Raw genomic sequence first — 24,978 nt, 5'->3', positions numbered from 1 at the left:
AACCCTCCGCCGCGTGCCCGAGGGGCGATGCGTTCGGCGCGACTGTAGGTCGGCATTGCAGCGCGGGGCAAGCACCGGGGAAGAAATTGATGGTGCGAAAGGCAGATGCGTGGCCGATCGGCAACGCTGTTAATTCTGATCGTGCCGCTGCGAGCCACCACGCCTGTTGACGGCAACGCGCTCGCGGGTCCACCCTGAACGCCTCCCCTTCGACCATTCCTCCAGGACCGAAAAATGTACCAGCTGCTCGATCCCAGCCGCTTTGTCGTCTTCATCACCGGCGCTACCTCCGGCTTCGGCGAGGCCGCCGCCCGCCGCTATGTCGCTGCCGGCGGCAAGGTGATCGCAACCGGTCGCCGTCAGGATCGGCTGGAAAAGCTGCAGGCCGAGCTTGGCGCTGACAATTGCCACATCATCGCCCTCGACGTGCAGGACCGCGCCGCCATGGAAAAGGCGATCGCCAAGCTTCCCGCGCCCTTCGACGGCGTCAATATCGTCCTCGCCAATGCCGGCCTCGCGCTTGGTTTGCAGCCTGCGGCCGAAGCCAATCTCGAAGATTGGGGGACCATGATTTCGACCAATATTTCGGGCCTCGTCTACACCGTCCGCCTGTTACTCCCCGGCCTTATCGCCCGCGGCGGCGGCCATGTCGTCACTCTGGGCTCGGTAGCCGGCGAATATGCCTATCCCGGCGGCTCGGTCTATGGCGCGACCAAGGCCTTCGTAAAACAGTTCGCCCTCAACCTCCGCTCGGACCTCCAAGGCAAGAAGGTCCGCGTCACCAATATCGAGCCGGGCCTCACCGAAACCGAGTTTTCCCTCGTTCGCTTCAAGGGCGACGAGGGCAAGGCCTCCGCGCCCTATTCCAAGACCAAGGCAATGAACGCCGACGACATCGCCGAAAGCATCTTCTGGGCAACGACGCTGCCCGCCCATGTCAACGTCAACAAGATCGAACTGATGGCGACGACGCAGGCGATCGGTCCGTTTGATATTTATCGGGAACATTGAGACTTTCCCAAGTCTCACCACCACCGCATGTCACCCCGGCCTTGAGCCGGGGCCCATCCTGATATCCCAAGATGGGTCCCCGCTTTCGCGGGGATGACAGCCGGTCGTTTGCTGAAACTACACTCCCAAAAACCGCACCGTATCCGGATCCAACGGAATCCCCTCTTCCCTCCGCTTATCCATCTCCGCCCATTCTCGATCCCCCGGCGCCATCACCCGCCCGCCTTCGCGCACGCGCGATCCCCGCAGGCTCTCGAGATAGCGTCCGATCGCGCGCAAAAACACCTCGCGCCCAGCGAACTTGTCGGGATCGATCACCAACACGAAATGCCCCATGTTGCGCGGCGTCGAGATATCGTCCCCGCCATACATCGGGATGAAATCGCCATCGAGCGTCGTCCCCGTCAGCAGCGCCGAAAACAGCGTCGCCACGCCGGCCAGCGCCGCGCCCTTATAGCCATAATCCACGCCGCCCAACGGTAGCAGCATATCCGCCTCATGCGGATCGGTCGTCGGTTGCCCATCGGGCGTTGCCGCGACACCCGCCGGCAGGTCCTTGTCGAGAGAGCGGTGCAGCAGCACGCGATTGAGCGGAATGGACGACGTCGCCATATCGAGGAGCCACGGCCGCCCCTCGGCCACCGGCGCCGCAAAGGCGAGCGGATTGGTGCCATGGAATTTCTGCGCCCCATCGAACAGCGCCACCATGGAATCGGTATTGGTCGTCGCAAAGGTCACGAACCCCTGCTCCGCCCCCGCGACGGCATAGGCCCCCGCCGCGCCGAGATGCGAGGAATGCTGGATGCCCACGGCCCCAACACCGGCTTCGCGCGCCAGTTCGATCCCAACCTCGACCGCCTTGTACGCCGCATAGTGCCCGAGCCCATCATCGGCATGGATCAGCGCACTCCCCGCCCCGCGCTTGTCGACCGTCAATTGCGGATTCTGGTTGAGCCGCCCACCGCCCAACATCCGGCAATAATGCTCGGTCAACCGCACGCCATGGCTGTCCACGCCCACGAGCGAAGCATGCAGCATCGCCCGGATCGCGGCGGCACGCGACGCTTCACTCGCCCCCGCCTCCGCCAACCGCGCCTCAACCTGGCTGCGCACCAGGGCCTCGGGAAAGCGTGGGGTGGTTTGATTGTCCATAGTGTCCTCCTGTGAGCAGTCTAGACACGCTGTCCACGAGGCGGAAGCCGAAACCTCCCCACCGTCATTGCCCGACTTGTTCGGGCAATACAACTCTCCGCGCACTCCGGACTATCCCATGGATCACCGGGACGAGCCTGGTGATGACGGCGGCGGGGCAAGCGGTATGCACTGCCCAAACCTTAACCGCACACCCTCACCCGCACTTTTTGTTGGCACGCCCCGTCCACATCGCTATTCTCCTGCGAACCTCGAAAGCACGCCCATGCCCAAAGCCCCAGACCCCATCACCCGCGATCTCTGGCACGTCGTCGCCGCCACCGACGAGCTCAATATCGGCCTCATCGAAACCACGCTCCTCCTCGATCGCCGCCTCGCCATGACCCGCGGGCTCGATGGCGAGCCGGTGGTTTGGTTCGCGACCGATGAAGAAAACGGCGAGGATATCGACGCGGAAACGGTGCTCGATCGCCTGCCGGTAAAAACCGCCTATGGCTATACCTGGACCTGCCTCGGCACACCGTCGGCCGATCTCTTCCCGATTCCTGAATTTGCCGAAGCCGACCGCGTCAACATGAGCTGCGGCTCCATCGGCATTCACGTCTCCGCTCCCCGTGCCGTCGAAAATTTCCTTGACATGGGCCACTTCCCCTACGTCCACACCGACATCCTCGGCTCCGAGCCACATACCGAGGTCAAGGAATATGACGTGGAAGTTTCGGAAGAGCGCGACGAAGTGCTCGCCACCAAGTGCAAATTTATGCAGCCGCGTGCCGCCAAATCCGCGACCCAGGCCATGGAAGTAGAATACGTCTATCGCGTGCCGCATCCCTTCTGCTCGGTGCTCTATAAATCCTGCCCCGAGGACGAAAGCCGCCGCGATGTCATCGGCATTTTCCTCCAGCCCATGACCGAAGAAACCTGCCGCGCGCATCTCCTGCAATCGATGATCGACTCGACCTCGACCATCACCGACCTGCGCCGCTTCCAGCAGACCATCTTCGGCCAGGACAAGCCGATCCTCGAAAACCAATATCCCAAGAAACTGCCGCTCGACCCGCGCTCAGAAACCCCCATACGCGCAGATAAGTCAGCCATCGCCTATCGCAGATGGCTAAACCAGAAGGGGATTACCTATGGGGTGATCCCACAGGCGAGTTGACCGCCCAACCACGGCGAGCAAAAGACGAGACACCCCGTACGCCAGGGTGGCAATCGTGACTAAAAATTCGATCGTGGCGCGATCCTCAAACTTTGGATCTGATCGACAATGCCCCTCAGTCTATCCGACCCCACCTGGTATCCCATCGCCTCGAGCGAGGACCTGCCCTTTCGCCATGTCTATCATGGCCAATTGCTCGGCCGCGAATTGGCCGTCTGGCGGGCTGACGATGGCAATGTAAATGCCTGGGAAAACCGGTGCCTCCATCGCGGCGTGCGCCTCTCCATCGGCATCAATGAGGGCCAGGAGCTGAAGTGCCAATACCACGGCTGGCGCTACGCCAATCGCTCGGCCGGATGCACCTATATTCCGGCCCACCCAGCCGATGCCCCAGCCCGCCGCATCGAAAACCGCAAATATCCCGTCCGCGAAGCTTTTGGGCTCATCTGGTCCGCCGCGAACGATGACCAGCCCTTTGCCCCCTTTCCCGGCGCCGAGGGCCACGATTGGTTTGCGCTGCGTCCCGTACCGGTCAATGCCACGCCTGAAGACGTCCTCGCCGGCCTCTCCCGTCTCGCGCCCGATGATCAATCGGTCGAGTTCATCCCCGGCCGCGCCGTTACGCTGGGCAGCGCCCATTTCTTCGTCCAGCCGGTCGATGCTGCCCGCTCGGTCATCCGCGGCATTCTGCCGGAAAAGCCGGCCGACGAGATCGCGACGCTGCGCTATTACAACGAGCAATTGACCAAGCTGCGCGACAGCCTCGAACGCGCCGCCGCCAAAAAGCCGGCGCCTGAACCGCTGCAGCCGGTCTTTGAAAAGGTGTCGGTCGAACTCTCGACCATGCCCGACATTGCCGTGCCGCGCGGCAATACGTTCCCGGTCGTCGTCAAGCGCAAGTGGCAGTCCGCCGATGGCGTCATCGGCTTCGAGCTCGCCGATCGCGATGGCAAGCATCTGCCGACCTTCCAGCCCGGCGCCCATATCGACGTGCACCTGCCCAATGGCCTCGTGCGCCAATATTCGCTGACCAACGGACCCGGCGACCTGATGAGCTACACCATCGGCGTCAAGGCCGAGAGCGCGTCCAAGGGCGGCTCGAAGGTCTTGGTCGAAAGCGTCCGCGAGGGCGACGTGCTCGCCATTTCCGAGCCGCGCAACAATTTCCCCCTCCGTCGTGACGCCACCCGCACCGTGCTCATTGCGGCCGGCATCGGCATCACGCCGCTCCTCTCCATGGCGCGTTTCCTCGACAAGTCGAGCCTCAATTACGAGCTGCATTATTTCGCCCGCGCCAGCGAAACCATGGCTTTTTCGAGCGAGCTAGACGTGCTCCACGGCCGCGTCGACCGCCACATCGGCCTCCAGCGCGAAGCCATCAAGGCCAAGGTCACCGAGGTGCTTGGCCAATACCAGTTCGCCAACCACGTCTATATCTGCGGCCCCGGCGCCATGCTTGAGATGGTGCAGGAAACCGCGACCGCGCTCGGCTGGCCCGATGAAGCCGTGCATTTCGAATATTTTGAGAACACCAAGACCATCGACGCCTCCTCGGCCTTCGATGTCGAACTCGCCCGCTCTGCCCTAACGCTCCACGTCCCGGCCGGTCGCACCATCCTCGAGACCATGCGCGAAGCGGGCCTCACCGTGCCCTCGTCCTGCGAGCAAGGCGCCTGCGGTACCTGCCTCACCGGCGTCATCGAGGGCGAAGTCGATCACCAGGACGTCTATCTCAACAAGACCGAGAAGGCGTCCAACACCTGCATGATGACCTGCGTCAGCCGCGCGAAGTCCGGTCGTCTGGTTCTGGATATCTGACAATGACCATAACGCTTTACGACTTCGAGCTCTCGGGCAACTGCTACAAGCTGCGGTTGCTGATGAACATTCTCAACGTGCCCTATGCGATTCATCCGGTTGATTTTTTCCCCGGTCGCGAACACAAGGCCGACTGGTTCCTGCGCCTCAATCCCTTCGGGCAATTACCGGTGCTGAAAGACGACGATCTCGTCCTCTCCGACTCCGGCGCCATCCTCTCCTATCTTGCGAAGAAGTACGACACATCTGGCCAATGGTTTCCCGATGACCCGGCTGTCACCGCCGAAATCCTCCGCTGGCACGCCGTCGCCGACGATATCACCGCGACCTCATCTGCTGCCCGCCTTGCACTCGGCTACAGCTATCCCTTCGATATCGAAAAAAGCCAAAAGGGCGCGCATCGCATCTTCCGCATTCTCGACGAACATCTCTGGTTCGGCGAAAAATCCGGCCGAGACTGGCTCTGCGCACCGGCCTATCCGACCACCGCCGACATCGCCTGCTTCCCCTATGTAATGCTGAGCGAAGAAGGCGGCATCGGCCGCCAGGACTACCCCGCCCTCCGCCGCTGGACCGACCGTGTGCGGCGCGTGCCGGGGTTTACGGTGATGTCCGGGATTTTCCCCGCAGGGCCGGAGAAGGTTTAGCGAAAGTCCACCCCCCACCCACCATATGTCACCCCGGCGAAGGCCGGGGCCCATCCCTGAAATCTAAAGATGGATCCCGGCTCAAGGCCGGGATGACAGCATGTGGGTGGCAAGAACAGCGGTGTAAGTGAAACCCCCTACGACTTCACCTTCCCCGTCGGCTGCGCCACCTTCCAGCTCTGATAATCATCCGCCGTGCAGCCAAACGGCGCGCGATCATCGCCGAAGCGCTTGTAGAGCTGCTCGCAGCCCCAGGTGTTCAGCGGCTCGGGCATGATGTTGTTGATCTCGATGCCGATGGAGTCGAACGCATCCGGCGCCGAGGTCACGTAGTAAAGCCAGAACCCGAAGAACGCGACAACCGCCAGCACGATCACGCCCAGGCCCGCCGCGAGACCGCGTAGGATATTCGGCCCGCGCTTGACCGTAGGCGACGGATTGGCGGCGCGCACGACGCCACGTTGTTCCTGCTCGGCATCAAATGCCGCAAGGGCCGCCTGGCGTTCGCTTTCGGTCATCTCGATGCGCTCGAGCCGGCTATCGAGCAGTATCGGCGTTTTGCTCTGCTCATGCAGCACCGCAAGGCCAACCGGCTTGCCGGCTTCATCGTAGCCGATCAGCGGCTCCTGCCCCTTGTCCATGAAGGTGCGAATGTTCCGCTTCGAAGGCGAGCGGATATTGTCGAGATAGGTCACGGCATCCTTGCCGCGCACCTTCTTGACCTCGATCACCTCGACCGGCACGACGTTCAAGCGCCCCGGCCCTGCCACCGCGCGATTAGCCCGTCCTGCCTGTAGCCCGGCAAAAAGCATTGCGATGGCGCCACCGCCAAAGAGCAACATGAAGACCGCCATGACGATGGTACGGTTCCAGAGCATGTCGAGCCCGAGGCTGAGCGTTGCGAGGTCCGGATTATCCCGCGAAACGACGAGATCAACGGTGTAATCGCCGCTGCTCAGGTCGAAAAAGGCGAGCGTGATATATTTCTGATAGTCCTGCCCGTCATAGGAATAGGTCACATTGGCTTCGCAATCGGTCAGCCCACGACGCGAGGAGCACTCGCCGTCGACCATGTCCCACTCGTCGAGAACCACCGGATCGCGGCTCACTTCCCAGTCGCGCAACAGTCCCGGCCCCTGCCACCAGGCAAGGCCAATCGCCATTGCTGAGAGGATGACGAGCGTAAACAGAAAGCCAGCCGGCACCGCGAAGGGTTTTGGCGCCAGCGTCAGCGATCGGCTCGGCAAGGGAAGTGCGACTTGGGACATGGATGCCTCTTGATGTGTCAGCGATAGGCCCGATTTCGTGGCAATGAATAGGATCACGCGCGCGTGAACCAGCCGTGACTTCACCCAAATTGTGGAAAATCTGTGCCGGCCGAACACTTTCTGCCCGAAAGTATCGCAAACAACGTCGCGCCAAACCTGTTGTCACACCGGGCAAAACCCCAAGCGGCGGCTAGCACTTTCGCCACATTCGGTCTATTGGCTTGAGCAAATCGAGGAGAAAATCCCATGATCATCGAGCCCAAGATCCGCGGCTTCATCTGCACCACCGCTCACCCCACTGGCTGCGCCACCAATGTGCAGCGCCAGATCGACCATGTCGTGATCAAGGGACCGATCCCCTCCGATCGCAAGCGCGTCCTGGTGCTTGGCTGTTCGACAGGCTATGGCCTCGCCTCGCGCATCGTCACGACCTTCGGCTCGGGCGCTGACACGGTCGGCGTCTCCTTCGAGCGCGAACCCGGCGAAGCCAAGCCCGCCTCCGCCGGCTGGTACAATAACCGCGCCTTCGAAAATCGCGCCCGCGCCGCCGGCGCCAAGGCCGTCACCATCGAAGGCGACGCCTTCTCCGACGCCGTCAAGGCCGAGACCGTCGAAGCGATCAAGTCGACCCTCGGTCAGGTCGATCTCATCGTCTATTCACTCGCCTCCCCGGTCCGCACCGACCCCAAGGACGGCGTCACCTACCGCTCGGCCATCAAGCCCTATGGCACCGCGGTCACCTCCAAGACCCTCAACACCGGCACCGGCGAAGTCTCGGAAATCTCCGTAGAGCCCGCGACCGAGGAAGAAGCCCAGGCGACCGTCAAGGTCATGGGCGGCGAAGATTGGGAACTCTGGATCAAGGCCCTGTCGGAAGCCGGCGTCCTCGCCGACGACTTCACGACCCTGAACTACACCTATCTCGGCTCCGAGCTGACCTGGCCGATCTATCACAAGGGCACGCTGGGCAAGGCCAAGGGCGATCTCGATCGCGCCGCCGCCGCCATCCGCGCCGCCCATGGCGATAATTCGGCTCATGTCGTCGCGCTCAAGGCCGTCGTAACCCAAGCGAGCTCTGCCATTCCCGTCGTGCCGCTCTACGGCACGCTGCTGATCAAGGTCGAAGACGAAATGGGCCTTGGCGAAGGCCCGATCCAGCAGATCGATCGCCTCTTCCGCGACAAGCTACAGGGCGTCATCGTTCTCGACGACGAAAGCCGCGTCCGCGTCGACGATTGGGAACTGTCCAGCGCCATGCAGGCCGAACTCAAGAAGCGCTGGGCCGTCCTCAACACGGAAAACCTCGCCGACCTCGCCGACCTGCCAAAATACCGCGAGGAATTTTTGAAGCTCTTCGGCTTCAGCGTCGGCGGCGTCGACTATTCCAAAGACGTCGATCCGCGCGTCGTAGAGTAAAAGTTTAGGGGCGCCGCGGCGCCCCTTTTCATTCCGGCGGATAGGCGTGCTCGCCGCCCTGCCAATCGCGCACGGTAAAACACCCGTCGCCGCCAGAAACCGTAGCGGCACCGATATCGGCTTTACCATGGCCACCCGGAATATCGAGCACATAAGTCGGCTGACACAGCCCCGAAATCCGACCTCGCAAAGCCGCAACCAGCGCCTGCCCCTCTTCGATGCCGATCCGGAAATGGCTCGTCCCCGGTGCCAGGTCCGGATGGTGCAGGTAATAAGGCTTGATCCGGTTCTCGACGAATCCGCGCATCAGCGCCGCCAGCGTCTCGACATCGTCGTTGACCCCGCGCAGCAGCACCGATTGGCTGAGCAACGCCACACCACCGTCAAACAACCGCTTGAAGGCCTGCCGTGCCGCCGGCGAAAACTCGCGCGGATGATTGGCATGGACAGCAAGATACGTCGTCTTGCCGCTCGACATCAGCGCCTCGACCATCGCCTCGTCGATCCGCTCCGGCTCCACCACCGGCACCCGCGTATGAAAGCGCACGATTTTAACGTGCTCAATCTTCGCCAGCCGCTGCATCAGCCCAGTCAACCGCCGCGGCGAAAGAACCAGCGGATCGCCGCCGGTGAGGATTACTTCCCAGATTTCCTCATGCGCCGCGATATACTCCATCGCCGCATCGAGTTCCGGCCCGGTCAGCGTCCCCAGCCCCTGCGGCCCCACCATCTCGCGGCGGAAGCAGAAGCGGCAATAGACCGGACAGACATGCACCGCCTTGAGCAACACCCGGTCGGGATAGCGGTGAACGATCCCTTCGACGGGCGAATGCGATAGGTCGCCGATGGGATCAGCGCGCTCTTCCGGCGTAGTCAGCAGTTCAGCTTCAGTCGGCACAAACTGGCGCGCGATCGGGTCATTGGAGTCAGCGCGGTCGATGAGTTCGAGGACGGCCGGCGTGATGCCGATTGCATAGCGCTTGGCAACCGCATCGAGCGCGCCAACATCCTGCACCAATCCGGCTTCAACAAGTGCCTTGGCGGATTTGACAAAAGTCATTCCGCCACCGGCGCCCAAAGCACCGCCTCAATCCGCTGCGCACCCGTTGCCAGCATCACCAATCGATCAAACCCCAGCGCAACCCCGCTCGCCTCAGGCATCAGCTCCAGCGCCGCGAGAAAATCCTCGTCGACCGGATAACGCTCGCCATAGATCCGCGCCTTCTCGTCCATCTCGGAGACAAAGCGAACCCGCTGCTCGGCAGCATCGGTCAGCTCGCCAAACCCATTGGCCAGCTCCACGCCACACGCATAGACTTCGAACCGCTCGGAAACCCGCCGATCGCCCGGCACCCGCCGCGCCAGCGCCGCCTCGCAGGCCGGATAGCGATCCAGAACCGTCACCCGTCCATTCCCCAGCTTCGGCTCGACTTTTTCAACGAGGATCAGGCTGAACAGATAGCTCCAACTGCGATCCTCCGGCACATCGAGCCCCACAGAGATCATCTGCGCCGCCAGCGCTTCGCCGTCCGGCACCCCCTCGGCGTCCATCGTGGCGAGCAAATCCACACCCGCATGCGCCAAAAACGCATTGGCAACACTGACCCGCTCCGCCTCGGCCCGTGGATCACACACCCGTCCGCGAAATTCGAACTGGGCAATCCCGGTCACTTCCGCCGCGAGCCGGATGATCGCCAAAGTATCGTCAATGATGGAATCGTAGCCCTCGCCTGCCCGATACCATTCGAGCATGGTGAACTCAGGATGATGCAGTGCCGAGCGCTCGCGATTGCGCCAGACATGCTGCAGGCTCGCAATCCGCGTCTCGCCTGCCGCAAGCAGCTTCTTCATGGTGAATTCGGGCGAGGTATGAAGATACATCGCCTGCCCCTCACCATCATTGCCGATCATCGTCGTCCCAAAGGCATGGAGATGCGTCTCATTGCCCGGCGAGCGCTGCAACCCCGGCGGATCGACGATGAGAAAATCCCGTTCGGCAAACCACCCGCGCACCCGCGCATCGAACCGGCTGCGCGCCAGAAGCGCCGGACGCCGATCGGCGTGGCGCTCGGGCGCCCACCAGGGCGAGGAGGATTGAGGGATCGAAGCGGTCATGCGGTTTCTTGCCGTGCCGGACTGGCGAAATGGTGCGGAATAGGATATCGGGCGCTCGACAACAGTTTATCGGCACGCGGACAGCTCAGGCTCTAGTACGCGCCATCGACACGAACAAGGAAGAAATATGGTCAAGGTCATCGCCTCGTCCCTGCGCAAAGGCCATGTGGTCGAGCAGGATGGCAACCTCCACGTCGTTCTGACTGCGGAAAACGTTCATCCCGGCAAGGGCAATTCCATCACCAACGTCAACATGCGCCGCATCTCCGATGGCGTGAAGGTCGTCGGCCGCTGGCGCACGGTGGAAATGGTCGAAAAGGCCGATGTGGACGACCGTATCTACGACTACCTCTACTCGGATGGCGAAGGGCACCATTTCATGGACCCGGACAATTACGAGCAGCTGGTTGCACCCGATGACGTCATCGGCGAACAGGCCGCCTACCTCTCCGATGGCATGAAGGTTCACCTCATGACCTTCGAAGGCGTGCCGCTCTCGATGGAACTGCCCCAGCGTATGTCGTTCGAAGTCGTCGAGACCGAGCCTGTGGTCAAGGGCCAGACGGCCTCTTCGTCCTATAAGCCAGCCGTCCTCAACAATGGCCTCCGCGTCATGGTCCCGCCCCACATCGGCGCCGGCACCCGCATCGTCATTCTCACGGAAGACAATTCGTACGTGGAGCGTGCGAAGGACTGAGCTGCGGCGGCGCTCCGCGCCGACAAAACTCCCCGGTGGGGAGTTTTGAGCAGCTCAGGCCCGGAGAGCTACGCTCGCAGGGCCCAGCGCTACCAAGTGCGCAGAACAAAAAGACGGGCCCTTTCGGGCCCGCTTTCATTTCCCCTCGATTTCCTTTTCGGCCTCATACCAAAAAAGCTCCGAGCTGTCCGCCGGCGTGCCTTCGGCAAGCCAGCGGTCATAAGCCAGTTGGCGCTGATGCATTTCCTTGGCCTTGAGCCAATACTCCGTTGCCCTCCCCTCGGGGTGTCCATCCTGTTGCGACAGGAAGTAAGCCGTTTGGCGAATCCGCTCGGCAAGGGCAGTGTTTTTCTGCATCAGCGATCTCGGTTTTGGGTCAGGACGTGTGGAGATTCAGGTTAGGGGGTGGCGAAAATAGTGGTTTTCGAGAACCGGAACGGAGCGTACTTTTGTGTACATGAGTACCGGAAGCACAGAAAACAGCCATTTGCAGCCCGCCATCACCTGAATCCCCGCACGGCCTAAGCGGCCTTTTGGTTGACGGAGGCGAGAGCGACCTGGCTCAGTTTCTTGTCGGTCGCTTCTTCTTCCTTCAGCGTTTCAGAAAGCAGTTGGGCAATGTCGTTGTGGCCGAGCTGCTTGGCCCAGGTCACGAGCGTGCCATAACGCGCGATTTCATAGTGTTCGACAGCCTGCGCAGCGGCGACCAAGCCAGCGTCGAGCGCGGTCGCGCCCTTATATTCGTCCATGATTTCCTTGCCTTCTTCAAGAATGCCAAGGATCGCATCACAGGTCTTGCCGCGGGCCGGCTTGCCTAGAATGTCAAAAACCTGCTGCAGGCGTTCCACCTGGCCTTCGGTTTCCTGGTGGTGCTGCTCGAAGCCAGCCTTCAGTTCCGGCGAAGTTGCGGCCTTTGCCATCTTCGGGAGAGCTTTGAGGATCTGCCGTTCGGCATAATAAATGTCTTTGAGAGTATCGAGAAACAGATCGTCGAGTTGCTTGTCAGCCATTTTGTGCTCGTCTCCAAGAATTTGCTTTAAAGAATTCGCTTGAGATGACGCTGCCTCTGCAACGGCGCTTCCCGTGAGTGGTTCCGCCGCAAAAATCACGATCTGGTCTGGGAACCCGCATCCCGCGTAGAGTGACCACGAGGAGATTCTGCCCCATGCCAACGTCGCTCTACCCCGCCGATTTTTACGCCGATCGGCGGACTCATACGGCCCATGCCGCGAGCCGCATTTTCGGCAGCCTTCCGAAGGGTCTCAAGCGCGACGGCGTCGCCGATATCGGCTGCGGCACCGGCACTTTCCTTGCCGCATCCGGCGCCAGCTATCGCTTCGGCATGGAAGGCGATTGGGTGCGCCCCGAAATGCTCGACGATCCCGGCATCGACTTTCGCGGGCATAACCTCGAACAGCCCTTCTCCGGGCCCAAAGTCGACCTTGTCCTCTCCCTCGAAGTCGCCGAACACTTGGCTCCAAGCCGCGCCGAGAGCTTTGTTGCCGACCTCGCCGCCATGGCCCCTGCCGTGCTTTTCTCCGCCGCCATCCCCGGTCAGGGCGGCGTCGGCCATGTCAACGAACAATGGCCAAGCTTCTGGGCCGGCCTTTTCGCTGCCCACGGCCTCAAACCCCACGACGTCATCCGCGACCAGATCTGGACCGACGACGCCATCCCCGCCTGGTACCGCCAAAACGTCATTTTGTGGCTCGACGAAAACACCGCCGATTCACTTGCATTAACGCCGACGCCGCCCGAATTGCTCGACCGCGTCCACCCCGCCTTCTGGGCAAGAGCCAATCGCGAACTGCAATATGCAAATGCACTGCCGGAGTCCGAAGTGCTTCGACGTCAGGCAGAGCAGGAACAGCAGTAGCCCCTGGCCCCCACCGTCACGGCGTCATTCCCGCGAAAGCGGGAATCCCTGCCTGCCCTAAACAGAGATCCCCGCTTTCGCGGGGATGACGCAGAGTTTTGTGTCAGTAATCATCCCTAACGCGCGGCCCAAACCAACCCTCGCCTCAAAATCGTCCGCGCCGGCTCCAGCGCCAACTCATCCGCCGTGTGCCCCAATGACGAATAAAACACGCGCCCCTGATCATGGGTCGTCGTAAACACCACCGGCATCACCACATCCTTGCGCCAGGGATGAAACTCCCCCGAAAACCGCGTCGTCGCCAGCACCTCAACCGCCGGATCGTAGTTGAGGTAATACTGCTCCGAAGTGTGCTCGAAACTCTCGATGTCAGCCATGATCGGATGATCGCTCCGCGTCACGTCGACCGTGTAGGTGATGATATTGCCCGGATGCTGCACCCAATAGCAGCTCGCCGCATAGCGAAAAGGCACGCTGGCCCGAAACGTCGTCGCCAGCCCCATATGGTACCCGGCCAGCCCTGTCCCCGCCCGGATCGCCGCGATCAGATTAGCCATCTTCTCCGGTGCCAGCGTCCCATCGGTAATGACTGGAACGACAAGATCATTGCTGCCGACATCCTCGGCCCCGAGCGCGTCGTATTCCGGCGTCACCGTGACAGCAAAACCCTCTTCCTCGAGCAGCTCCCGCACCACCTGCGCCCCTCGCTCCGGTGTATGCAGCTCCATCCCGCCCCAAACGACGAGCGCTTTCTTGGTCATAGTCCCAACCCCACCGCTTCAGTCCGATGCACACCCCGCGGCACGAACGCAAAAGCATCCTCAAGCCCCAAAAGCTTGGCCGCAAGATGCACCACGGACAGCCACATCTCCGTCCCTTGCAGTCCCGGCTCCTGCCCATCGGCAAAGGCAAAGCCCCTGCCCTCGATCCAGCGCTCACCCGCCCGCGCGATCACCAAACGCGCATTCTGCTCCGCCTCCGCCCGTCGGTGGTCGGTCTGGCTGAGACACAGCAGCAGCGGATGAATGGTATCGAGCAGGTTACACGCCGTATACGTCCGCCCCGAAAACCCGCCATAATTTCGATAGTTCAGCAGCACCGAGTCGATCGCCGCCTCCGGCCGCGGCACCGCAACGCCGAACTGCGCATAGGTCCCGCGCGTCAGCCGGTAAAACCCGTTGACGGGCTGCAACAGTCCCTCGTCCGCCGTCGGCGCCCCCCAAAGCCCCGAGCCGCGATCCTGCTTCATGGCGAGCCAGCCAAACAGCGTCTCGCGCGTCGTCCCGGTCGTAAAATATCGCGCATTGAAATAGAGCGCCGTGCCGATCGCATCGACCGCTGCCCCCGCCCCCCAGGCCCGCTCGCGCCACGTCAGCCCTTCGAGCCACAGCCGCAGTTCCGTTGCCGGAACCTCCACCGCCTCGACGCGATGCAGCGGCTGCCCACCCAGCACCTCGATAGCGTAACCGGTCGAGAGCACATTATAAAGCGCCAACCCATCGTCGCGCATCGCAACGCCCGGCTTGGGCGGCTGAAACGGATCGGGAAATAGCCCCGTCACCGGATCCTGCACCGCCTGCAGCCGCGCCAGTGTCCCCGCCACATCGAGCCCGGGCGGCACCTCCCCAAACGCCGCCGCAATCTCAATCGCATCGCATAAGTGCCGATTGCTCTTCCGCGCCGTATTGTCGTTCTCGCGCGAAACATAATCCGCGCCATCGAAATTCTCGGCCAGCACTTCGCGCCATTGCCTGGCCGCCCGATCGCCCAGCGCCTCAAGCTGTTTTCGCGTCTCGTCCCGCCGCCCCTTCCCGCGAAACCGCAAGACCTTGGCCGGCACGCCACCGACGATGGCCATTTCAGGCACATCCTTGCTGACCACCGCCCCCGCCGCAATCACCGCCCCGCGCCCGATCGTGACGCCATCGACAATCACCGCATTAGCCCCGACCCACACATCATCGCCGATGGTGATCCCCCGGCTCTCATGCTTCTGCAGATAAATCGGCACCTCGGGATCGTCATAACCATGGTTGAAGCCAACCAGCGAAGCATGGCTCGCGATCCGCACCCCATCCCCACAGCGCACCGTGCCCGAAATCATCGCATAGGGATTAACCGTGCAATGCGCGCCAAATTCCACATCCCCCCGCACCAGCGCATGCCCACCGATCCAGCTCTGCTCACCAAGCACCAATCGGGTCGTAAAAATCGCCGCCTCAGCCGCAACATAAGCACTCGGCGCAAACTCCGCCCCCGCCCGCAACGCCAGCTCCGCCTGCCGCGCGCGGTGTTCGGGGCCGTCGATGTCCTCAGGCGTCCGATCCCAGGTGAGATATTGCAGACGCGCGCGGTGCCAGCGATCGTCCATCACGCCAGCCTCTCCAGCAATTCCGGCTGCACCTCATAAAGCATGGGCTGCCCCCTAACGAACCGCTCGATCTCCTCGACAGCCATCAACCCAAGCCGCAACCTCTCGGTCCCGATCGCTCCCGCAACATGCGGCGTCAGAAACACATTGGGCAACGTAAACAGCGGCGAGTCCGCCGGCGGAATTTCCGGATCGGTCACATCGATCACCCCAAAAATCCGCCCCGTCTGCAGCTCCGCCACCAGAGCCGCCTCGTCCGCCAGCGCCCCACGCGCCGTATTGATGAACGTCGCCCCATCCTGCATCAGCTTGAGTTGTCGCGCCCCGATCATCCCTCGCGTCGAAGGCAAGGACGGCGCATGGATCGACACCACATCCGATCGCGCCATCAACACATCGAGCTCCACCAGCTCGACCCCAACGAGATCCGGATCCCCCGCCTGCACGAAGGGATCATAGAGCAGCACCGAAAAATCAAAGCTGCGCAGGAATTCGATCACCTTCCGTCCGATCCGCGACGCCCCGACAATGCCCACCGTCCGCCGGAAATTCCCGATCGCCGTATCGCCCAGCGCATAGCTCGAACGGCGCGTCGGGTCGGCCCGATAAAGATCGCGCAACGCAAAGATGTGCTTGGCCGAAAAGAGGATGGAAGCCAGCGTAAACTCGGCCACCGGCACCGCATTGGCATCCGCCGAATGCGTCACACGAATGCCCGAGGCATAGGCCGAAGGATCGATCGTGTATTTTACTGTCCCTGCGGCATGCGCGATCAGCCGCAGGTTCGGCGCCGCGCGCAACACCTCCGGGGTGATCATCGGACAGCCCCATCCGGTCACGAGAATATCCGTCTCGCCCAGCAGCCGCCGCGCCTCCGGATCGGCAAATCCATCGATTGGCGTTCGCCGCAACAGTTCGCAGCTTTCCGCGAGCCGATCCAGGCTCGGCTCGTCGAACACATGCCGCGTCTTGTCCGCCGCCATGGCGAAGAGAAGTTTTAGAGGCATCAGAACCGCTCCGGCACCATTATGGCGCTGACATCAACGCCCTCGCGGGCAAAAAGGGCTTCGAGCTCGGCAATGTCGGGCGCTGCCGGCACGGCATTGAGTGCCGCCTCGGCCTCCGCCCCTGCCGGCAGAGCCATCGCCGCCGTCACCAGCACAGTCGTGCCCGCCGGAATGTCTCCGCGCAGCTGCGGTACGATAGCCTTGGAAAAGATCAGATTGCTATTGGGCAAAGTCCGGAACGCCCGCCCGTCGCGACCACCGGCCAGGCAGACAATGGCGCTGACATCCGTCTTGCTCTTGGCAACACTCCGGCCCTTATCGTCGATATAGGTATCGGCATTGAACTCCGCCCGGTCGATGGCAAAGCCGCCTTCGGTCCCATGCAGTGCCCGTGGCGTCGTGATCCGATGCACACGGATGTGCCAAGGATTGGCTGGAATGAGCCAGGTCTCGACCGTCACATCGCTCCACGGCTTCCAAACCGCATGAAGCCTGTCGCCCGCGATCTGCGCGGTCTCATTGGTCTCGCGCACCCGATAGTGCCGCCCATCGTCGCTCAGTGCCAGGGCGCCATCGAATGCGCCGGAGTGATATGCTCGCTCATCCACCTCGACCGAAAACCCATAGCGGCTCGAATAGACGAACTTGGCGTATTTCTCGGCGCCATGCCGCATCTGCCAGTTCTGCTGCCCGCTCGACAGCGCCACCACATTGCCCTTCGTGTGAAAGCTCACCATGCCCGGATGTTTCAGCGGCACCGGCGTCTCGTCAAAATCCGCCTTGACCTCCTCCGCCGTCCAGAACGGATGATCGGCCGGCAGCGCCAGCGGCAAGAAGGCCTTAAGCGCCCAATAGGGTGACCCCGCCGAATTATAGCTCTCGGACATGAAAAGGTTGGGATAGCCATAGCCGATCGACAGCACCCCATTGCCGTGCGCAATCGGCACCTTGCTCCACCAGCGCAGGTGCCTGAGGAAGTGCCCTTTTATGACGCCCCAGGGCAGCGCATCGACATCGGCAAATGCCAGCGCGCCCCAAAAGCCGCCGCAGGCAAAGCGATAGGTGAGCGACCGCCCGAAAACGAGCGTGCCCCCATCCTCGTCGAACCAGTGCTGAATATCCCGCGCAAACGCCTTAGCGCGCGCCTTGTAGTCAGCCACCCGCTTGTCATCGCCCTTGGCAAGCTTGGCGTAGATCAGCCCATAAAAGTGCATTGCAAAGGGAATGTAATGGTCGATCCGCCGGACATTGCCGTCGCGATACCAGCCACCATCGAGGTAAAAGCCCTCAAGCTCTTCGAGATACGCATCGGTATAGGACCGGTCGAATTCGACCCCACATTCCTCAAGCCCAAGATCGACCAGGATGCGGAAAAACTTCCAGTTGTTGTCGGCATATTCGAACTTGCGCGCGTGCTTCAGATAAGCCGCGAGATTATCCTTCGCCTTCTGCGGCAGCGGTTCCCAAACCAGATGCGGCAGCATTTTGAGCGTAAAGCCGATCGCCGCAAGCTCCACCTGCCGCTGATCCGTCCCCTTCACGGTGCCCCAATACTCAGGGTGCTCCGGATCCGTGCCATTGGCGAGGCCCTGCCGATAAATCTCCCAGTGATCGAACTCGCCCCCGCCCGCCGCGAGCGGCGTCAGCCCCCAAAGCGGCCGCGCAAAGCCTTCGAGATCAGCCGCCGCCCGATCGAAATGCGCCCCCGCCCCGTCAAGCCGCACCCGCGCCCCACCTTCCGAAAAGTAGGGCAGCAGCGGCTGAAACAGATCGCGCAGCCCCTTCTCGACATCGTCCCGTGTCTTCAGCGGATTCCCAAAAAGCGGATTGGCCGTGGCCGGATCATAAGTCATTTGTTCGAAAATTCCTGGTGTCTTCCGTACGGTCCGGCATGGGCCACCCGGACAGGCCGGGTGGTGACGATCGGCGAGATCTTCGTTTCTCTGCTGAACATTCTCATCTCCATCGTCATTGCCCGATCTGTCCGGGCAATCCACCGGCAGTCACCAACGGCGTCGGAGGCACAAACCCCGGCGCGTCATAAGCGCCCTTCAGTTCGAGTGTCTCGGCAAAGTGGCAGGCGGCCTCTTGGGCGGTGCCATGGATCGGTCGCAGCACCGGCTTTTCCGTCCGGCACCTGTCCTCGGCATATTTGCAGCGCGTGTGGAACGGGCACCCTTTGGGCCGATTGCCGAGATAGGGGATTTCGCCCTTGAGTTCCTTGTTCCGCCCCTTGCGCCGCGTCGGGTCGGCAATCGGCAGCGCCTCGAGCAGCATCTCGGTATAGGGGTGTCGCGGCCGCTCGAAGAGCATTTCCGTCGGCGCATTCTCGACCACATGGCCGAGATACATCACCACCACCCGGTCGGCGATGTAGTTCACCACCCCAAGATCATGGCTGATGAAAATATAGGTCAGCCCGAACTCTTCCTTGAGATCATCGAGGAGGTTCAGCACCTGCGCCTGGATCGACACGTCCAGCGCCGAGACCGCCTCGTCGGCAATCACCAGCTTCGGGTCGAGCACCAGCGCCCGGGCAATGCCGATGCGCTGCCGCTGCCCGCCCGAAAAAGCATGCGGATAGCGCCCCACCGCATCGGCCGGAATGCCGACCTTGGCGAGCGTCGAGATCACCCGATCCTCAAGCTCCCGCCCCTTGCAGATCTTGTGTACCCGCAGCGGCTCGGCGACGATATCGAACACCCGCATATTGGGGTTCAGCGAGCTCATCGGGTCCTGAAAAATCATGCGGATATCGCGCCGGTAGGGTTTTATGGCCCTCTTGTCGAGCGCGGTCAGCTCGACCTTCTCCCCACCCTCCTGGTGATAAAAAACATGCCCCTCGCTCACCGGCTGCGCCTTGATGATGCAGCGCCCAAGAGTGGTCTTGCCGCAGCCGCTCTCCCCCACGATAGCGAGCGTTTCCCCCGCCTCCACCGTCAGGTTGATATCGTTGAGCGCCACCAGTTCGCGGCCTGCCTTGAAGAGACCGCCACCAAGGGTAAAAACCTTGGAGAGATGTTCGACGGAAAGCAGCGTCGTCATGCGAGCGCCTCCTCTTTCGTATGCGTCAGGAGATGACACCGCGCCACATGGCCCTCGCTCAACGGCGTCCGCTCGGGCCGCACGGTCGGGCATGGCGCAAAGGCATGCGGGCAGCGGCTGGTAAAGGCGCAGCCCACCGGCCGGTCTTTTGGTGACGGCACCGTGCCCTTGATCGGCTGCAATCGCGTCCGTTCGGATTTCCGCTGCAACCGCGGCACCGAACTCATTAGCGCCTGCGTATAGGGATGTTTCGGGGCCTTGAAGACCTCGAACACATCCCCCTGCTCCACCACATCGCCCAGATACATCACCGCGATATCGTCGGCCACCTCCGCCACCACCCCAAGATCATGGGTGATGAACAACATCGCCATGCCGAAATCGTCCTGCAACTGCCGCAGGAGATCGAGGATCTGGGCCTGCGTCGTCACATCGAGCGCCGTTGTCGGCTCGTCGGCGATCAGCAGTTTTGGGGTACAAGCCAGCGCCATCGCGATCATCGCGCGCTGCCTGAGACCGCCCGACAACTCAAATGGATAAGCATTCGCCCTCTCCCGCGCCCCGGGAATGCCCACCTGATCGAGCAGCGAAACCGTCCGCTCCCGCGCCTGCTTCTGCGTCAGCCGCTCATGCAGCACGATGATCTCGTCGATCTGATTGCCGATCGTGTGGACCGGCGACAGCGAACTCATCGGCTCCTGAAAAATCATCGAAATCTGCGCGCCGCGGATCGACCGCATCGCGAGACTATCGGGCTTCAATCGCGCGACATCCACCGCCCCGCCCGCGGCCTCATAAACGATCTCGCCGGTCCGGATATCGGCATTCCTATCGAGCAGCCGCAAAACCGCCCGCGCCGTCACCGACTTCCCGCACCCGCTCTCACCCACAAGCGCGAGCGTCTTGCCCGGCGTGAGTGTGAGATCCACCTGCCGCACGGCCTCGATGTCCGGCTCGTCGGGCGAGGTGAAGACGATCGACATATCGTTGATTGAAAGGAGGGGCTTGGTCATGCGCGACATCCTTGCGCTGGAACAAAGGTCCCCCTCATCCGGCGCTGCGCGCCACCTTCTCCCCGAGAGGGAGAAGAACAGAGGGGAGCCACCATTCCTCTCCCACTCGGGGAGAGGGTGGATCGGGCAAAGCCCGAGACGGGTGAGGGGGATGTTGCGTGTACCACTGAACTACCGCCCATGAGGATCCGCCGCATCACGCAGCCCATCGCCAAAAAAGTTGAGCGCCAGAATAACCACCACCACGCAGACCCCAGGCGCCAGCAGCCAAGGCGCTGTCGCCAGCGTCCGGATATTCTGCGCATCCTGCAGCAGCGTGCCCCACGATACGATCGGCGCCTGCAGCCCGAGGCCAAGGAAGGACAATGCCGTTTCCGCGAGGATCATGCCCGGAATAGCCAGCGTCGCCGCCGCAATGATGTGGCTCGTAAAACTGGGCACCATATGCCGCGTCACGATCCGCCAATCACTGGCCCCATCAAGCTGCGCCGCAGTAACGAAATCCTCGGTGCGCAATGACAGAAACCGCCCGCGCACCACACGCGCCAGCTCCGTCCAGCCAATCAAACTGAGGATCAGCGTGATGGCAAAGTAGGTTTGAAGCGCACTCCAATCCTTGGGCATGGCCGCCGCGAGCCCCAGCCAGAGCGGAATGGTCGGCATCGAGCGGATGAATTCAACGACGCGCATCACCGCACTATCGAACCAGCCGCCATAGTAGCCGGCAAACCCACCAATCACGATGCCGAAGAAGAGGCTCATGGTCACGCCGACAAGACCAATCGACAGCGAAATGCGCGTGCCGTGAATGACCCGGCTCAGCATATCCCGCCCCAGCCGATCGGCCCCGAGAATATAAAAGGGATCGCGCGGATTCTCGACGCCCATGAATTTCACCGACATCGGGATGAACCCCGCCAGCAAATACGGCTTGCTCTCGGCAAAGAATTTGACCGGCAGCCGCACCTCTTCGTCGATCACAAAAGTCCGCCGCAGCGCCACCGGATCGATCTCGGTTTTGTACCCATTCACATAGGGCCCGAATTCCCAGCCCCCATCCTCGTTGACCGCAAAGAAATGGATCCCCTGCGGCGGCGCATAGGTGTAGCGCGCGCTATAGGTGCCCGGATCGGTCGGCGCCAGAAACTCGGCGAGCAGCGCCACGAGGTAAAAAATCACGACGACCCAAAGGCTCACCAGCGCCAGCTTGTGCCGCTTGAACCGGCGCCACATCAGCCCCAACTGGCTCTCCCGCCGCGCGCGGGCCTTGGGCACATCGGCATGAATGGTCGGCTGTATCGTATCCACGGCCATCATTTGCCTCCGTAACGAATGCGCGGATCGATCAGCGCAAGGAGAATGTCGGAAATCACGGTGCCGATGACCGTCAGCACGCTGAGGAGCAGAATGATTGCGCCGGCCAGATACATGTCCTGCGTCGTCAGCGAACGCAGCAGCATCGGCCCGGCCGTCGGCAGGTTGAGCACCACCGATACGATCACCGACCCCGAAACCAGCGCCGGCAAGAGCCAGCCAATGGTCGACACCAGCGGATTCATCGCCAGCCGCACGGGATATTTGAGGATCACCCGCCATTCCGGCAGCCCCTTGGCCCGCGCGGTTACGACGTAGGGTTTCTTCAATTCATCAAGCAGGTTCGCGCGCAAAATACGGATCAGCTCCGCCGTCCCGGCCATCGACAGAACCAGGATCGGCGCCCAGGCGTGGTTCAGAAAGTCCCAGATGCGCGGCAGGCTCCAGCGGGCGTTTTCAAAGCCCGGCGAAAACAACCCGCCCAGCGTCACCCCGAACCAGGTGTAAGCCAGATACATCAGGATCAGCGCGAAGAAAAAATTCGGCACGGCCAGCCCGAGAAAGCCGCCCACAGTCGCGAGATAATCGCCCAGCGAATATTTCCGCACTGCCGCATAGATGCCGATCGGCAGCGCGATCAGCCACATGGTGATCACCGCCATGCCTTCGAGCAGCATCGAATTGCCCAGACGCCCCCAGATCAATTCGGTCACCGGCCGCTTCCATTCGAAGCTCTGGCCGAAATTGCCGGTCAGGATGCCGCCGATCCATTTGAAATATTGGACATAGAACGGCTCGCCGAGCCCATATTGCTCGCGCAGGTTGGCGATCACCCGCGGATCGACCTGCTCGCCGGTCGAAGACAGCGAGGCGATATAGGTCGTCAGATAATCGCCCGGCGGCAATTGGATAATGGCGAATGCCACGATGGAGATGGCGAACAGCGTCAGGATCATGGCGACGAGACGCCGGATGATGAACTGAACCATGAAAAGGGCCTTCCGCAGCGCTCTGGCAAATCTGCCCGAGACGATTGGGGGTAAGGGACCCCTCGCAGCCAGGGAGAACCGCGAGGGGCAGGAGCGGGTTGGAGGACAGCCCCGCTTATTCGAAGTACCAGGTCACCGGATCCATCGGCGAAGGCGTTGGGAACAGCCAGGCATTGAACATGCTCTCGGGCGCGTTCCGGAGGTTGTTGCGGATGATCGAATAGGAGTTTGGCATCAGGCTCACCCCGATCACCGGGAACTGCTCCTTGGTGATCGCCAGCACCTGGCGGAACAGTTCGCCGCGCTTGGCCGGATCGGCCTCGGCCTTCACCTGGTCGTAAAGCGCCATCTGTTCCTTTGCCCAATCGACCGGCTCTTCGGCGATTTCAGGCTTGGTGCCATTGTACCACTGCACCCACTTATAGGCCCAAACGCTCTCGTCGCTGAACGGGAAGTAGTAGCGCGGGTCCTGGATCGCCTCGATGCCGCCGTCACCGGCCCAAATCTGGGCGTCAAAGTCATTGCCCGGGCGCTTGTCGTAAAACAGCGTGCGGTCGATATTGTTGAGCTCGAGCTCGATGCCGGCCGCCTGGAACTGCAACTGCATGATTTCGAGGATATCGATCCATTCCGGCCGCAGCGCCGAAATGACGTCCACCGTGATCTTGGCCGGCTGGCCATTGCTCATCAGGCGAATACCGTCGCCGTTCATTTCCGTCAGGCCCGCCGCATCGAGATGCTGCGCGGCCAGATCGGGATCGAACTCGGTATATTGCTTGGCCAGTTCCTCGTCATAAAACTCGGATTCCGGGCGCGGCGCGACCTGGAAGGGTTCGCCTTGGCCCGTAAAGACCACGTCGATGATTTCCTGCCGGTCGATCGCGTGCGAAAGGCCCACGCGGAAGTCCTTGTTCTGGTAGAGCTCACGCTTGACCGGATCGTCGTGGTTCATGTTGAGCTGCAACACGAGCGTATTGGACGAGGACGGGATCACTTCACCCAGGTGATAGTCGCCCTGTTCCTGCCCATCAAAGAAGAGCGGCTTGTTGACCGTGGTCGCAATGTGCCGCTCCTGGAAATCGATCTCGCCATTGAGCGCCAGCAGCGTCAGTTCTTCGATACTTTCCGAGACGCGCATATCGAGATTGTCGATATAGGGAAGCTGGTTTCCCTCGCTGTCGGTCTTCCAATAATAGGGATTGCGCTTCCAGGTCAGCCGCGCCGCATTGGCGTTGAGCGGCTGGTCGATGACCCAGCCATAAAGCACCGGCAGGTCGGGGTTGGAGAAGCGGATCGTCTCAAAACCCCACGAGCAACGGTCCTGAAGGTAAAGCGCCCAGTTGGTGAAGCCCGCCGCCTGCGCTTCCGCGTCCGCGTTCTCATTGTATTTGGGGTAAAACTGGCCGCAATATTTCTTCTGCAGCGAGGTGATGTGGAGGCCATCGGTGCCGGCAATGTTCTCGAGGAACATGCCATTGGGCTTTTCGAAGGTGAATTTGAACGTCAGCTCGTCGATGACGTCCAGCGTCAGCGGATTGGTCGTGCTGTCGATCCAGCTGCCCGCGGCGTAGTTCGGGTCCTTGTAGATTTCGACGGTAAAGGCGATGTCTTCGGTGGTGAATGGCGACCCATCGCTCCACTTGACCCCATCGCGCAGCTTGAACGTATATTCCTTGGCATCGGGGCTCACTTCCCAGCTTTCCGCCAGGTTAGGCAGCACGGTCTTCCATTCATGGTCGAAGCGCACGAGGCCTTCATAGGCAACGGTCTTGACGATGATGCCATTGTCCCCGCCGCCGCGCATGCCCATGCGCCAGGTCCCGCCATATTTGCCGACACTCTCGCCATCGACGACCAGCGGATTGCTCGGCAGCCGCTCGGCCACCGGTGGTAGCTCGCCGCTTTCCACAGCCGCATCCAACACCGGCGATTGCTGCTGCGCCCAGACCGGGCCGGCTGCGGCGAGCATGGCCGAAATGGCCACCGCACCGGTCAAACCAAGATAGGTCTTCCTCATACTATCCCTCCCTTTTCCGGTGCTTTGACCGGAGATGATTTTGGCCGCCCATCCTCCCGG

The 24,978-nt window shown here is 61.8% G+C and carries 22 protein-coding genes; 7 read left to right on the top strand and 15 right to left on the bottom strand.

The window, feature by feature from the left end; all coding sequences use genetic code 11:
• Nucleotides 1-234 precede the first annotated feature (234 nt).
• Nucleotides 235-1,011 (top strand): SDR family NAD(P)-dependent oxidoreductase, encoded by a 777-nt coding sequence (locus DevBK_RS01425; protein WP_317184219.1) that lies wholly within the window; start codon nucleotides 235-237, stop codon nucleotides 1,009-1,011.
• A gap of 117 nt (nucleotides 1,012-1,128) precedes the next feature.
• On the opposite strand, the gene DevBK_RS01420 is transcribed toward DevBK_RS01425, so the two are convergent.
• The gene (locus DevBK_RS01420) at nucleotides 1,129-2,163 is read right to left on the bottom strand and encodes an Ldh family oxidoreductase (RefSeq protein ID WP_317184218.1); all 1,035 of its coding nucleotides are present in this window, start codon (nucleotides 2,161-2,163) and stop codon (nucleotides 1,129-1,131) included.
• Nucleotides 2,164-2,428: 265 nt separating this feature from the next.
• Here DevBK_RS01420 and DevBK_RS01415 point away from each other — a divergent pair, with 265 nt between their 5' ends.
• The 3 genes from DevBK_RS01415 to DevBK_RS01405 all read left to right on the top strand — a co-directional run bounded on the left by DevBK_RS01415 (nucleotide 2,429) and on the right by DevBK_RS01405 (nucleotide 5,790).
• Nucleotides 2,429-3,325 (top strand): aromatic ring-hydroxylating dioxygenase subunit alpha, encoded by an 897-nt coding sequence (locus DevBK_RS01415; protein WP_317184217.1) that lies wholly within the window; start codon nucleotides 2,429-2,431, stop codon nucleotides 3,323-3,325.
• Nucleotides 3,326-3,433: 108 nt separating this feature from the next.
• Complete coding sequence (locus DevBK_RS01410) at nucleotides 3,434-5,143, top strand: Rieske 2Fe-2S domain-containing protein (protein WP_317184216.1); 1,710 nt, start codon at nucleotides 3,434-3,436, stop codon at nucleotides 5,141-5,143.
• 2 nt (nucleotides 5,144-5,145) lie between these two features.
• Nucleotides 5,146-5,790: a glutathione S-transferase family protein gene (locus DevBK_RS01405; RefSeq protein ID WP_317184215.1), complete on the top strand. Its 645-nt coding sequence runs from the start codon at nucleotides 5,146-5,148 to the stop codon at nucleotides 5,788-5,790.
• A gap of 137 nt (nucleotides 5,791-5,927) precedes the next feature.
• On the opposite strand, the gene DevBK_RS01400 is transcribed toward DevBK_RS01405, so the two are convergent.
• Entirely contained in the window at nucleotides 5,928-7,058 is a 1,131-nt protein-coding gene (locus DevBK_RS01400) for a hypothetical protein (protein ID WP_317184214.1), read from the bottom strand.
• 246 nt (nucleotides 7,059-7,304) lie between these two features.
• Here DevBK_RS01400 and fabV point away from each other — a divergent pair, with 246 nt between their 5' ends.
• A complete protein-coding gene (gene fabV, locus DevBK_RS01395) occupies nucleotides 7,305-8,474 on the top strand; it encodes an enoyl-ACP reductase FabV (protein ID WP_317184213.1) in 1,170 nt (389 codons plus the stop codon).
• A gap of 28 nt (nucleotides 8,475-8,502) precedes the next feature.
• On the opposite strand, the gene DevBK_RS01390 is transcribed toward fabV, so the two are convergent.
• Nucleotides 8,503-9,534 (bottom strand): lysine-2,3-aminomutase-like protein, encoded by a 1,032-nt coding sequence (locus tag DevBK_RS01390; RefSeq protein ID WP_317184212.1) that lies wholly within the window; start codon nucleotides 9,532-9,534, stop codon nucleotides 8,503-8,505.
• Entirely contained in the window at nucleotides 9,531-10,589 is a 1,059-nt protein-coding gene (epmA, locus tag DevBK_RS01385) for an EF-P lysine aminoacylase EpmA (RefSeq protein WP_317184211.1), read from the bottom strand. The genes DevBK_RS01390 and epmA overlap by 4 nt, the downstream gene beginning before the upstream one ends.
• A gap of 127 nt (nucleotides 10,590-10,716) precedes the next feature.
• On the opposite strand from epmA, the gene efp reads away from it, so the two are divergent.
• A complete protein-coding gene (gene efp, locus DevBK_RS01380) occupies nucleotides 10,717-11,286 on the top strand; it encodes an elongation factor P (protein WP_061910221.1) in 570 nt (189 codons plus the stop codon).
• 135 nt (nucleotides 11,287-11,421) lie between these two features.
• On the opposite strand, the gene DevBK_RS01375 is transcribed toward efp, so the two are convergent.
• On the bottom strand, nucleotides 11,422-11,643 hold the full coding sequence (locus DevBK_RS01375; protein WP_317184210.1) for a DUF2934 domain-containing protein: 222 nt from the start codon (nucleotides 11,641-11,643) through the stop codon (nucleotides 11,422-11,424).
• Between the two features lie 164 nt (nucleotides 11,644-11,807).
• On the bottom strand, nucleotides 11,808-12,296 hold the full coding sequence (locus tag DevBK_RS01370) for a ferritin-like domain-containing protein (protein ID WP_062631510.1): 489 nt from the start codon (nucleotides 12,294-12,296) through the stop codon (nucleotides 11,808-11,810).
• A 155-nt stretch (nucleotides 12,297-12,451) separates the two neighbouring features.
• On the opposite strand from DevBK_RS01370, the gene DevBK_RS01365 reads away from it, so the two are divergent.
• Complete coding sequence (locus DevBK_RS01365; RefSeq protein WP_317184209.1) at nucleotides 12,452-13,162, top strand: class I SAM-dependent methyltransferase; 711 nt, start codon at nucleotides 12,452-12,454, stop codon at nucleotides 13,160-13,162.
• A 116-nt stretch (nucleotides 13,163-13,278) separates the two neighbouring features.
• On the opposite strand, the gene DevBK_RS01360 is transcribed toward DevBK_RS01365, so the two are convergent.
• From DevBK_RS01360 to DevBK_RS01320, 9 genes are all read right to left on the bottom strand, one after another.
• Nucleotides 13,279-13,923 (bottom strand): ThuA domain-containing protein, encoded by a 645-nt coding sequence (locus tag DevBK_RS01360; protein WP_317184208.1) that lies wholly within the window; start codon nucleotides 13,921-13,923, stop codon nucleotides 13,279-13,281.
• The gene (locus DevBK_RS01355; RefSeq protein WP_317185572.1) at nucleotides 13,920-15,533 is read right to left on the bottom strand and encodes an acyltransferase; all 1,614 of its coding nucleotides are present in this window, start codon (nucleotides 15,531-15,533) and stop codon (nucleotides 13,920-13,922) included. The genes DevBK_RS01360 and DevBK_RS01355 overlap by 4 nt, the downstream gene beginning before the upstream one ends.
• Nucleotides 15,533-16,540 (bottom strand): hydroxyacid dehydrogenase, encoded by a 1,008-nt coding sequence (locus DevBK_RS01350; protein WP_317184207.1) that lies wholly within the window; start codon nucleotides 16,538-16,540, stop codon nucleotides 15,533-15,535. Before DevBK_RS01350 ends, DevBK_RS01355 begins: the two co-directional genes overlap by 1 nt.
• Nucleotides 16,540-18,393: a DUF2264 domain-containing protein gene (locus DevBK_RS01345; protein WP_317184206.1), complete on the bottom strand. Its 1,854-nt coding sequence runs from the start codon at nucleotides 18,391-18,393 to the stop codon at nucleotides 16,540-16,542. The genes DevBK_RS01350 and DevBK_RS01345 overlap by 1 nt, the downstream gene beginning before the upstream one ends.
• A 115-nt stretch (nucleotides 18,394-18,508) precedes the next feature.
• A complete protein-coding gene (locus DevBK_RS01340; RefSeq protein WP_317184205.1) occupies nucleotides 18,509-19,585 on the bottom strand; it encodes an oligopeptide/dipeptide ABC transporter ATP-binding protein in 1,077 nt (358 codons plus the stop codon).
• Nucleotides 19,582-20,598: an ABC transporter ATP-binding protein gene (locus tag DevBK_RS01335; protein WP_317184204.1), complete on the bottom strand. Its 1,017-nt coding sequence runs from the start codon at nucleotides 20,596-20,598 to the stop codon at nucleotides 19,582-19,584. The genes DevBK_RS01340 and DevBK_RS01335 overlap by 4 nt, the downstream gene beginning before the upstream one ends.
• A gap of 171 nt (nucleotides 20,599-20,769) precedes the next feature.
• Nucleotides 20,770-21,912 carry an ABC transporter permease gene (locus tag DevBK_RS01330; protein WP_317184203.1) on the bottom strand — a complete coding sequence of 381 codons (1,143 nt, stop codon included), beginning with the start codon at nucleotides 21,910-21,912 and terminating at the stop codon, nucleotides 20,770-20,772.
• Complete coding sequence (locus tag DevBK_RS01325) at nucleotides 21,912-22,901, bottom strand: ABC transporter permease (RefSeq protein ID WP_317184202.1); 990 nt, start codon at nucleotides 22,899-22,901, stop codon at nucleotides 21,912-21,914. Before DevBK_RS01325 ends, DevBK_RS01330 begins: the two co-directional genes overlap by 1 nt.
• A gap of 115 nt (nucleotides 22,902-23,016) precedes the next feature.
• Nucleotides 23,017-24,918: an ABC transporter substrate-binding protein gene (locus DevBK_RS01320; RefSeq protein WP_317184201.1), complete on the bottom strand. Its 1,902-nt coding sequence runs from the start codon at nucleotides 24,916-24,918 to the stop codon at nucleotides 23,017-23,019.
• Nucleotides 24,919-24,978 lie beyond the last annotated feature (60 nt).

The sequence above is a fragment of the Devosia sp. BK genome, from assembly GCF_032907385.1.
Lineage (GTDB): Bacteria > Pseudomonadota > Alphaproteobacteria > Rhizobiales > Devosiaceae > Devosia.
The sequence above is the reverse complement of the archived record's forward strand: the minus strand, read 5'-3'. Positions and strand labels throughout refer to the sequence as shown.